This window comes from Sphingosinicella sp. BN140058, from assembly GCF_004135585.1.
Classification (GTDB): Bacteria; Pseudomonadota; Alphaproteobacteria; order Sphingomonadales; family Sphingomonadaceae; genus Allosphingosinicella.
On the sequence record NZ_CP035501.1, the window covers coordinates 3,088,072 to 3,097,732 of the forward strand.

The 9,661-nt window shown below is 65.0% G+C and carries 8 protein-coding genes; 3 read left to right on the forward strand and 5 right to left on the reverse strand.

All coding sequences use genetic code 11. The annotated features are described in order from the left end of the window. Nucleotides 1-6: 6 nt before the first annotated feature. The 4 genes from ETR14_RS13915 to ETR14_RS13930 are packed head-to-tail and all read right to left on the reverse strand — an operon-like array spanning nucleotide 7 to nucleotide 4,643. Nucleotides 7-2,121, reverse strand: coding sequence for a polysaccharide biosynthesis tyrosine autokinase (locus ETR14_RS13915; RefSeq protein WP_165356442.1), 2,115 nt, complete (start codon nucleotides 2,119-2,121; stop codon nucleotides 7-9). Between the two features lie 53 nt (nucleotides 2,122-2,174). Then, nucleotides 2,175-3,470 (reverse strand): outer membrane beta-barrel protein, encoded by a 1,296-nt coding sequence (locus tag ETR14_RS13920; protein ID WP_129385445.1) that lies wholly within the window; start codon nucleotides 3,468-3,470, stop codon nucleotides 2,175-2,177. 55 nt (nucleotides 3,471-3,525) lie between these two features. Then, entirely contained in the window at nucleotides 3,526-4,029 is a 504-nt protein-coding gene (locus ETR14_RS13925; protein ID WP_129385447.1) for a hypothetical protein, read from the reverse strand. 44 nt (nucleotides 4,030-4,073) lie between these two features. Continuing rightward, nucleotides 4,074-4,643 carry a polysaccharide biosynthesis/export family protein gene (locus ETR14_RS13930; protein ID WP_243455518.1) on the reverse strand — a complete coding sequence of 190 codons (570 nt, stop codon included), beginning with the start codon at nucleotides 4,641-4,643 and terminating at the stop codon, nucleotides 4,074-4,076. Between the two features lie 296 nt (nucleotides 4,644-4,939). Between ETR14_RS13930 and ETR14_RS13935 the strand changes: the two genes are divergently transcribed. Further along, nucleotides 4,940-6,112, forward strand: a complete 1,173-nt coding sequence (locus ETR14_RS13935) for an acyltransferase (RefSeq protein WP_165356443.1) — start codon at nucleotides 4,940-4,942, stop codon at nucleotides 6,110-6,112. Here ETR14_RS13935 and ETR14_RS13940 read toward each other — a convergent pair. Then, nucleotides 6,057-7,196 (reverse strand): acyltransferase, encoded by a 1,140-nt coding sequence (locus ETR14_RS13940; protein ID WP_129385451.1) that lies wholly within the window; start codon nucleotides 7,194-7,196, stop codon nucleotides 6,057-6,059. The genes ETR14_RS13935 and ETR14_RS13940 overlap by 56 nt on opposite strands. A gap of 252 nt (nucleotides 7,197-7,448) precedes the next feature. On the opposite strand from ETR14_RS13940, the gene ETR14_RS13945 reads away from it, so the two are divergent. Both ETR14_RS13945 and ETR14_RS13950 read left to right on the forward strand, forming a co-directional pair. After that, entirely contained in the window at nucleotides 7,449-8,531 is a 1,083-nt protein-coding gene (locus ETR14_RS13945; protein ID WP_165356444.1) for a glycosyltransferase family 4 protein, read from the forward strand. Further along, on the forward strand, nucleotides 8,528-9,661 hold the full coding sequence (locus ETR14_RS13950) for an acyltransferase (RefSeq protein ID WP_129385455.1): 1,134 nt from the start codon (nucleotides 8,528-8,530) through the stop codon (nucleotides 9,659-9,661). The genes ETR14_RS13945 and ETR14_RS13950 overlap by 4 nt, the downstream gene beginning before the upstream one ends.

Consider the following 9,661-nt stretch of genomic DNA (forward strand, 5'->3'; position numbering starts at 1 on the left):
CTGTGTTCATTCTGGCTGATAATAAGCGCCGTACTTCTTGGAATAATACATGCCGCCCAGCGCTTCGGCCGACGGGTCCACCATCGTGAACAGGGCGCCGATCGCATTGGCGCCGTCCGCACGCAGCCAGCCGAGTGCCGAATCGATCGGCGCGGCCGGGGTCGAGCCCCATTTGACGACCAGGATCGTCGCGTCGGCCATGGTCGCAAGGGTGCGGCCATCGGCCAAACCGACGAGCGGCGGCAGATCGAGCAGGATGGTGTCGTAGTGCGGGGACAGGGTGGCGAGCAGGGTCTTGAGGCGGTCTCCGCCGAACAGGTCGTCGGTGGCGAAATGGGGTGCCGTGACCAGGACGACATCGAGATTCTCGACCCGATCCTTGACGATCGCCTGCTCGATCGCGGCGCTGCCGTTGAGCAGCGCGATGAGACCGGCGGACTCACCGGTCGGGACGATCATCCGCATCGCGGCACGCCGCAGATCGCAATCGATCAGCAGCGTTCGCTGTCCGCTGAGCGCAAGCACACGCGCGAAGGCAGCAGAGGTCGTCGTCTTGCCTTCGTCCGGCAGCGCCGAGGTGATTGCGATCACCTTGGGCGGGGTGACTCCGCGCGTGCCGAAGATCGCCGCACGCGCGATGCGCAGCGATTCGGCATAAAGGGAGGTGCGGCGATCGGCGATCAGATCGGCCGGCGAGGCGTGCTTGACGCGCGGCAGCGCGGCGAGCACCGGAATGCCGAACTGGTTCTCGAAGTCGCCGACGCTGCGGATGCCCGACACGAGCAGTTCCTGGACGATGACCGTGGTGCCGCCGGCAGCAAGGGCGACGATCAGGGTCAACGCGAGCAGCAGCGGACGATTGGGCGAGGTCGGACGAACCGGCGCAACTGCCCGATCGACGATCGTCGCCTGCGAGATCTCGTTGCGCGAGGCCTGGGTGCTCTGCAGAGAGAGCTCGGCGATCTTGTCGTAGGCGGCACGCTTGCTCTGGGCTTCCCGCTCCAGCGTCTCCGCGGTCGCGGACGCGCGGGTGTTGCGGGCCTGCTGGCCCTCGAGGCCATGCAGGGTTCCGCGCAGGCTCGTAGCCCGCGCCTGGGCGGCACCGGCGGCGGCCTCGAGCGAGCTCACGGCGCGCTGCGCCTCGGCCTTGATCTGTTCGTCGAGACCGGCAAGCTGTTCGCGGACCTTCACGCTTTCCGGGTGGCGCTCGCCGTAACGGGCAGAGACTTCGCCCATGTTGCGGAGCACTTCGGCGCGCTGGCGGCGGAGATCGGAGATCACCGGCGAGCTGCGGACCTCTGACACCGCGTCGAGCCCGCCGCGTGCGATCTGGGCGCGCGCGGCGGCCAGGTTGGAGCGGGCTTCGGCCGCTTCCGATTCGGCCGTGGCGAGCTGGGTCGACAAAGGTGCGACCTGCTGGTCGGCGATGGTCGTGCTGCCCTGACCCTGGGCGACGATGCCGGCCTGTGCGCGATATTGCGCAACCGCCTGATCGGCGGCGCGCACTTCGCGGCCGAGCTCGTCAAGGCGCTGACGGAAGAAGGCGGCCTGTCGCTCCGCGGTGCCCATGCGGCTGCCGACCTTCGAATTGATGTAGGTCTCGGCATAGGTGTTGGCGACCTTTGCTGCCTTATCGGCATCGTTGGCCTTGAACCGGATGTTGATCACATAGGTCAGGCGATCGCGCCCGACGCTGAGCTGGCGCTGGACCTTGCCGGCGACGGCGCTGATCCGCTCCTCGTTGGTGAGCGGCGGTGCGCCTTCGGCCGGCGCGAGACCGCGCGTGAACTCCGGATCGTTCTGCAGATTGAGCTGCTTGACGACCTGGCGGGCCAAATCTTCCGAATTGAGCACCGTCACCTCGGTCTCGATCGCCTCCGATGCCAGACTGGCGACATCGTTGGAGGCGGAGGAGAGCGGATTGCGGCTGGGGTCGATCTGGATGCGGGCGACGGCCTCATATTTCGGCGTCATCAGCATGATCAGCGTGGCACCGATCGCAACCACCGCCGCGGTGACCAGGAACAAGGTCAGCCACCGGCGCCGGATCATGTCGCGGAGCGAGCGCAACGTGTCGGCGAGGCGCGCCTCGTAGCCGACGACCTCAGGCGTTCCTTCCATGTCTATCCTCTGTGACGTGCCGGGACGCGACATAAGCATAACTCACTCCTGGGTCAGCGCTGGAAGACCAGCGATACGTCCGCTCGAAATTCGTCGAGCGAGCCGTCGAAATTGAAGCCGCTCCGGTCGCGCTTGGCGTAGTCGAGGCGCAACCGGGCATTCATGGTCGGCGAGAACAGGAACTGGGCCCCGCCGCCCACCCGGTACACGTCGTTGGAACGATCCGAACGGATATAGTCCTGGTGCGCGTAATCCGCCGATGCGTTGAGGATCAGGTTGCGGAGCAGTTCGTGATCGACTCGCAGCTGGAAGCGGTTGTTGAAGAAGGACCCGATCGTGCTGAGGTTCGAATCCTCGATGGTCCGCTGGGCCCGCACCGAGACCGTGGTCAGCTCCGACAGGAAATATTCGATCTGCGCCTCGACGGACAGGCCGCCCTCGTTGCGGTAGAGGGGGCTCGAATAATCACGGTGCGTGTAGCCGATCCCGATCGATCCCCGCATCAGCGCGGAAAGATCCATGTTCACCCCGCCGAGCACGCGATAGCCCTTGGAGTCGCGGTTCGGCTGCCCCGTCAGCAGGGTGCGGTCATAATCGGTGTCGGAGAAGCTTACCTGTCCGAACGCCGCGAAGCTCGGCGACAGCGCATATTGCAGCTGGCCGACCACGCTGTTGATGATGCGATCGCGATCCGACTGGTCGAGGCGGGCACCCCCGGTCGTCAGGCCGCGAAAATCGAACTCGTTGCGCGCATAGGCGACGGTCGCTCGCACCCGGCCCAGCGAATATTGTCCGCGCAGCCCCTGCATGTTGTAGAGGTAGCTGGAAACGCCGGTGACCAGCGCTTCGCCGTCGTTGGAGAAGGGAGTCTCGTAGATCTTGCCGGCCTGCGCCTCTGCGGTGACCGACATCGAATCACCGAGATCTGCGCGGCCGAGCCCACGGAGATAATAAGCATTCTCGTTGCGCAGGGTGGCGTCGAAGAACCGCCGGAACTGCGCGCCGCCCGAGAGGCTCAAGGCGTGCCGCGACCAATCGGACTGCGCCCGCACCGATGGCGCCAGCAGCGCATAGCCGTCCGATCCGCTGCTCGATTCGGACAGATAGACGTTGTCGGTAAAGCCCGCGCCGATCTCCGCCCGCGGATAGATCAGGAAACCGCCGGCACGGAGCCCAAGCGCATCATATTCGGGCCGGGGCCGTTCGGAGACGCTGACGTTGCGATCGCGATCGTAGTCGAACGGAATCGCCTGCTGGATGATCCCCGATTCCGTCTGCGCGGCCGCCGGCGTTGCAGCGACGAGACAGGCGGAGGTGAGGAGAAGCCAGGGAAGATATCGGGAACGCATGACGGTTACTCTGTCGAAGGGCCAAGTCGTGTCGGCGGCGCAGGCGCGTGCGGACTCAATCCGTCGAGTAATTGGAGCCGCCGCCACCGCCGACGCCGATCACCGGAGAAGCCCCGAAGCCCGCCGGATTGCCACCGCTCCGGCCAAGCCCGGCGGTACCGCCCGGCTGGCATTCGAGCAGCGCCTGGCGCGAGTTGGCAAGCGCCTGGCGAACGTTGCGGGTAAGGCCGGGCGTTGCCGAATATTGGTTAATCGCGGTCTCGACCACGTCGGAACTCTCGTTGAGCTGGCTGAGGGCGAAGGCCACGGCCGCTTCGGCATCCTCGCTCGAGGCATTGGGCGACAAGGTGCCGATTTCGCGGGCGAGAGCCGCTGTGACCCGTTGTACGGCGCGCGTCATCTCCTGCGGCGTTCGAGTCGTCGCCTTTGCAAGCTTCGGGCAATTGGCGTTCGTGATCGGACGGACCTTGCGGACCGACTGCGCGCCCACGGGCGCCGCCGTTCCGGCGACCAGCAGCATGGCGATCGCCGACAGTGTCGACACGTGATTGCGAATCATGAACTTCCCCTTGTGTTTTCTTGTGATCAGGTGGTCGGACGAACTCAGAAGAAGCGCTCGCCTAGCCGGATCGTGTCGCCCGGATAGACCTTGAGGTCCGGCGTCAGCTTGAACGGCTCTTCGACGTCCGTGCCGAACTTGCGGATGAACACGACGTTCTTCTCGGCGCGCGGCGTGAAACCCTGTGCCGTCGCGATCGCATTCAGCACCGTGAGCCCGCTTGCATAAGGATATTGGCCGGGCGACTTGACCTCGCCCAGAATGTAGAAGGGGCGGTACGCCGCGACTTCCATGCTCACCCTCGGCTCGCGCAGATAGCCGTCCGCGAGCTTCGTTTCGACGACGCGTGCCACCTGCGCCGGCGTCTGCCCGGTGGCGGGCACGTCGCCGATCAACGGCAGCGAGAGATTCCCCGAGTCGTTGACCGCGAACTCCCCTGACAGGGCCGCTTCGTTGTACACGTTGATCTTGACCCGGTCGCCGACGCCAAGCCGATATTCGGCGTCGATCGCGGTCGCCGCGGCGACGCGTTCACCCGGAGAAACCACCGCCGAAGGCGAGCATCCGGCGAGGATCAGAACGCACCAGAACATGGTCAGAAGTCGGAAAGCCACAGGACCCCCATTAAAAATTGTATTGTGCAGTTGCGAAATTTTGTGTGCAAGTGCGAAATGTACAGCAGGAGCCTGCACTGATCAAGGCGGCGTTAACCGTCCCGTTGCGAGACGCAAGCCCTGATGAGCCGAGACGTGCGTGGTTTGTGCGTTTGCTGATTGTAGTTAAGGCCTCGATCCGAAACAGGGCTAGGAGATGGTCGCGCCATCCACGAGCTGATGTTTCGATCCCCTGCGCTGAGGAGTGAGTCCAAATGCTGTGGGTGGGGCGATTCAGACCGTCGGTGGGAAATGACGTGAACGATCAGGCTGGTTTGGTGGCTGCAGAGGGGGCGATTGCCGCTGCGCCGCAGCAAAAGGATGCTCCGGCCTCCAAACCGTCTGCCGGCGCCGGGCTTCTGGTCGGCATCCAGTTGCTGCGCGGCTGCGCCGCGATGCTGGTCATCCTCGCCCACGCCAATCTGATGATGCGGTATCCCCGCTACTTCCACCAGAGCCCGTTCGATATTCGAGAGGCCGGGGTCTTCGGCGTCACCGTCTTTTTCGCGATCAGCGGCTTCATCATTGCGATCGTCTCGCTTGACCGGGACCTGCGGGCGCGGCTGACGATACCGGATTTCGCCTGGCGGCGCTTCGTACGAATCATGCCGTTCCTGTGGCTCGCAGTGATCGGCTACAATGTCCTGACCTATCTCGGCACCCGCGAGGTGGAGTGGATGAACGCACTGCGCGCGCTCGTCATCTGGCCGGTCGGGGGATTGAAGCCCAACGTCATCTGGTCGCTCCGTCACGAGATCATCTTCTATGGGCTATTTGCCGCCACTCTGATGGTCGCGCGGCAGCGCTGGTGGCTGCTCGGCATCTGGTTCGTCTCGCCGCTGATCTTCGGATTGGCGGTGCCGCTGATCGTCGGCCGCCCGTTGGGTGCTGACTCCCCCGTCGAGCAGTTCCTCCACGTGCTGCTGATGGGCAGCGAGAATGGCGCAAACCTCCAGTTCGGCGCCGGATTCGGGCTCGGCATCCTGTATCTGAAACGCCATGCCTGGATCCGTCCTCGGCGGATTGGCGGCTTGCTGTCCGTGCTCGCCATCGTCGCTGCGGCGACCGTTCTGGTCGAGTGGATGGACATGTCGGTCGGTCTCTTGCGCAGCTGTCTCTGGACGCTGCTCGCCGCGGCCATCGTGTGGACGGGGATCGTCTGCGAAGGATCGCCGCGCTGGCTCGAGAAGGTCGGGATCGTGCTCGGCAACGCCTCGTTCGCGATCTATCTCACCCACAATGGCGTCTTGCTCACCGCCTTCGAAGCGGCGACCAAGCTCCATGTCGCGCTCCCGCGCGAAGCCTTGTTCTTCGTCTTCGTGGCCCTCGCCACCGCGACGGGGCTTCTGGTCCACTATCTCGTCGAAAAGCCGCTCATCGCGCTGCTGTCCCGGCGACGGGTGGCTCCGTGGCAGCGGCAGGCGCGCTGATCTCGGCCGCGGTCAACGGCCTGCGGTAACGGAAGTAGCGGTTCAGCGGCGCCTCGACGAAGCGATAGGCGACCAGCCCGGCGAGGATCCCCGAGCAGGCTGAAAGCGCGAGCGCCGGGTAGAGAAGGGCGCTCGGCAGGCGGTGGGCCACCGCGGTGGCGGCACCGACCGCAAACATGTGGAAAAGGTAGATCGAGTAGCTCGCGTCGCCGACGTAGAGCAGGGACTTGGGCACCGCGCGTCCGCGTCCGTCGACCAGGGAGACCAATAAGACGATGTGCAGCGTGCAGGCGATCGAAAGCCAAAGCTGGGTCGCGGGATCGCGTCGGATCTGTTCGTACATGCTCGCCATCACTGCGAGCATGGCGAAGCTGAGCAGTGCCGCGATCCACGACCAGAAGCCGTTCAGGCGAATCGGCCGATACAGGGCTATCATTCCGGTCAGCGTGCCGAAGATGAAGCCGATCGTCGCTACCTGGGTATAGAAGTTCGGAATCGCTGCGCTGAACGGGTGAATCATGCCCAGCAGGATCAACCCGCCGAGGACGAGAGTCACCGATAGCGCCCGCTGCACCACGCCGAGCGCGAACAGCGAAGCGAATATCAGGTAGAAGAACATCTCGTAATTGAGTGTCCAGCCGAGGCGGAAGAATGGCCAAATGTAGCCGGAGCCCGCCGGATCGTAGGCCGGGATGAAGAGCAGCGACTGGACCACGTGCCAGGCATCGAAGGTCGTCCGCTTGAAAGCCCACGGGGCAAGCAGCGTGGCCACGGCGAGCACCATATTGGCGATGTAATAAATCGGGACGATTCGGCGGATGCGGCGGCTGAGAAAGGCGCGCGGGCTGAAGCTTTCCCGGCCCGTGGTCAGGACCATGATGTAGCCGCTGATCACGAAGAACAACGTGACGCCGTAGCCGGACAGCATCGTCCAGATACCGTGGGTCCCGTTGTTGTAATGGCCGAACGCATGGCTGATCACCACGCTGCAGGCCGCCACCGCTCTTCCGAGCTGAAGGCCATCCAGCCTCGGCAGGGCGGCGCCTGCGGCGCTGCGATGCTCGGAAGCGGCTCCAATCGACATGCTCACCTTCGACGACTTCCCTCTCGAATGCCGCCCCCGCCCGCCCCTTAGCGCGAAACGCGCCGAAATGGAGCATATTTGTGCATTGCAGCAGGGCTCGGCTCCTCGTACGAAGAACACGCCTAGCCGAAAATTGTGCACTTGCTAATTGGAGTGCGGCGCGGTGTCCGGCACAGCGGCCGCGACAGGGGGAGAGGTAACGTAACGGGAAAAGGGGGGCGTGTTTTGCCTGCTCGATCAGTGATGTTTCTGGTGTCTCATTCCTCCGCCGGCGGTGCCCAGGAGATCTGGGCCAATCTTGCCGAAGGGTTTTCCGAGCGCGGCTATGAAGTCGTTCTCGCCGCTCTCTACCCTTATCGTGCCACCGTTCGCGAATCGGCGGCGCACCTGCCGTGGAGCTACATCGTGCCGAAACGGCCCTCCGGCCCTCTCGCGGCCATCGGTTTGCTGCGCGCGCTGGTGGCCCGATTCCGTCGGGATCGCCCGGAAATCGTGTTCACCGCGATGCCGGCTGCGAACGTTCTCGCGTCGATAGCGGCACGGCTGGCCGGCAGCGGGACGCGGGTCGTCACCTCCCATCACTCGCCGGTCGAGACCCATAATCCTGCCTTGAACGTGATCGACGGCGTTGCCGGCTCGCTGAAGAGCGTCAAGGCCGTGGTCAGCGTATCCAACACGGTTGCCGCCTCGCTCGACAGCAAGCCCGCCCCCTATCGTCAGCGTCGGCGGACCATCCACAATGCGCTGCCGCCGCGTATCGAAACGCTGATCGAGTCGCTCGCCCAAGCGCGGCGGCCGCGGGTGGCGCGCACGCGCACGGTAGTGGCGACCGGGCGGCTGGCGCCCCAGAAAAACTATCCGCTGCTGCTTCGTGCCGCGGCCCACCTGCCGGATGCGACCTTCAAGATCGTCGGCAACGGCCCCGAAGAAGCGGCGCTGAAGGCACTCGCGATCGAACTGGGCGTTCAGGGGCGGGTCGAGTTTCTCGGGCACCGGCCGCGGGAAGAGGCGATGGCGATCCTCGCTGACGGCGACGTGTTCGTGCAGGCGAGCCTGTTCGAAGGCCACAGTCTCGCTCTCGTCGAAGCAGCGAAGCTCGGGCTGCCGCTGGTCGTGTCCGATGTTCCGGTGCAGATCGAGGGGATCACCGCGCGCGATGGTCAGCGTTGCGGCCTCGCCGTCTCGACGCAGGATCCCGAAGGCCTCGCCGCAACCTTGCGGCGCCTGCTCGACGATCCGGCCGAATATGCGCAGATGGCCGCGCTGTCGGCGAAGCTTGGCAGCGAGGCGAGCTATGCGGCGATGCTCGACGCCTATGAGGCCCTGGTCGCATGAGCGCGCCCCAGTCGGCGAACCCTGCCGAAGGTCAGGCCACCCGGTCGACCCTCTTTTCGCTTCAGGCGATGCGCGGCATCGCGGCGTTCGCGGTGGCGGTCTACCACACCAATCTGATCCTGAAGGAACCGGTCTACGGCGGCATTCACGCCTTCGACACGGTTGCCTCGCGTGGCTGGACCGGCGTCAATTTCTTCTTCGTTCTGAGCGGCTTCATCATCCTCTACGCCCACGCCAAGGATATCGGAATGCCGGCGCGGGCGGGCCGCTACCTGTGGCGACGCTTCTCCCGCGTCTATCCCGTTTACTGGCTGGTGCTGACCGGATTCATCGCCGCGTCCTCCATGGGGCTCGGCCACGCCGAGTTCACCACCGCGCCGCTCCACCTGCTCTCCTCCTACACGTTGCTGAGGATCGTGCCGGCGCCGGATCTGCCGCTGCAGGTGGCCTGGACGCTGGTTTATGAGGTGACCTTCTACCTCGCCTTCCTCGTCGTTATCCTCAACCGCCGCATCGGCTTCACGTTGATTGCGCTGTGGACCACCGCGGTGCTGATAAACGGCCTCATCCTGGGCGACAGCCAGACCGGCTGGACTCACGTCTGGAACCTGTACTTCCTGATCGGCGCGCTCTCGTTCGCCGCGTTTCAGCGGATCCACGGCGCCAAGGCCGGCGGATTGCTGTTCGCCGCCGGTTTCGCGTTGCTCGCGATCCTGTTCGGCGCCGGTCTCGTCGATCCCCGGCTTGGCTTCGGGCAGGGCAAGCCGCTCCTGCTGATCGCGCTTGCGGTCGGATTCGCGTTGATCCTGCTCGGCAGCGTGGTGTTCGAACGTGCTCGGCCGCTGCGGGTCCCGGCGACCCTGGTCCTCCTCGGGGAGGCGAGCTACGCCATCTACCTCGTCCACTCACCGGTGATCTCGCTGCTCGCAGGGTTGAACCGGCGGCTGCTCTACGGCGCTATCCCGGCGGAAATCCTGTTCTTTCTGATTCTCGCGGCCTCGGTGCTGGCCGGCCTCGTTGCGCATTTCATTCTCGAAAAGCCTCTGCTTCGGCTGATGCGTGGTTTCGAGCGCTCCCGAGCCGGCAATGGCACCGCACAGGGCGAAGTTCGCCGGGCCGAGGCGCGGTGA

Bases quoted from the DNA above. Each gene is read 5' to 3' on its own strand.
- ETR14_RS13915 (WP_165356442.1), bottom strand. From the start codon at position 2,121: ATGGAAGGAACGCCTGAGGTCGTCGGCTACGAGGCGCGCCTCGCCGAC.
- ETR14_RS13920 (WP_129385445.1), bottom strand. From the start codon at position 3,470: ATGCGTTCCCGATATCTTCCCTGGCTTCTCCTCACCTCCGCCTGTCTC.
- ETR14_RS13925 (WP_129385447.1), bottom strand. From the start codon at position 4,029: ATGATTCGCAATCACGTGTCGACACTGTCGGCGATCGCCATGCTGCTG.
- ETR14_RS13940 (WP_129385451.1), bottom strand. From the start codon at position 7,196: ATGTCGATTGGAGCCGCTTCCGAGCATCGCAGCGCCGCAGGCGCCGCC.
- ETR14_RS13950 (WP_129385455.1), top strand. From the start codon at position 8,528: ATGAGCGCGCCCCAGTCGGCGAACCCTGCCGAAGGTCAGGCCACCCGG.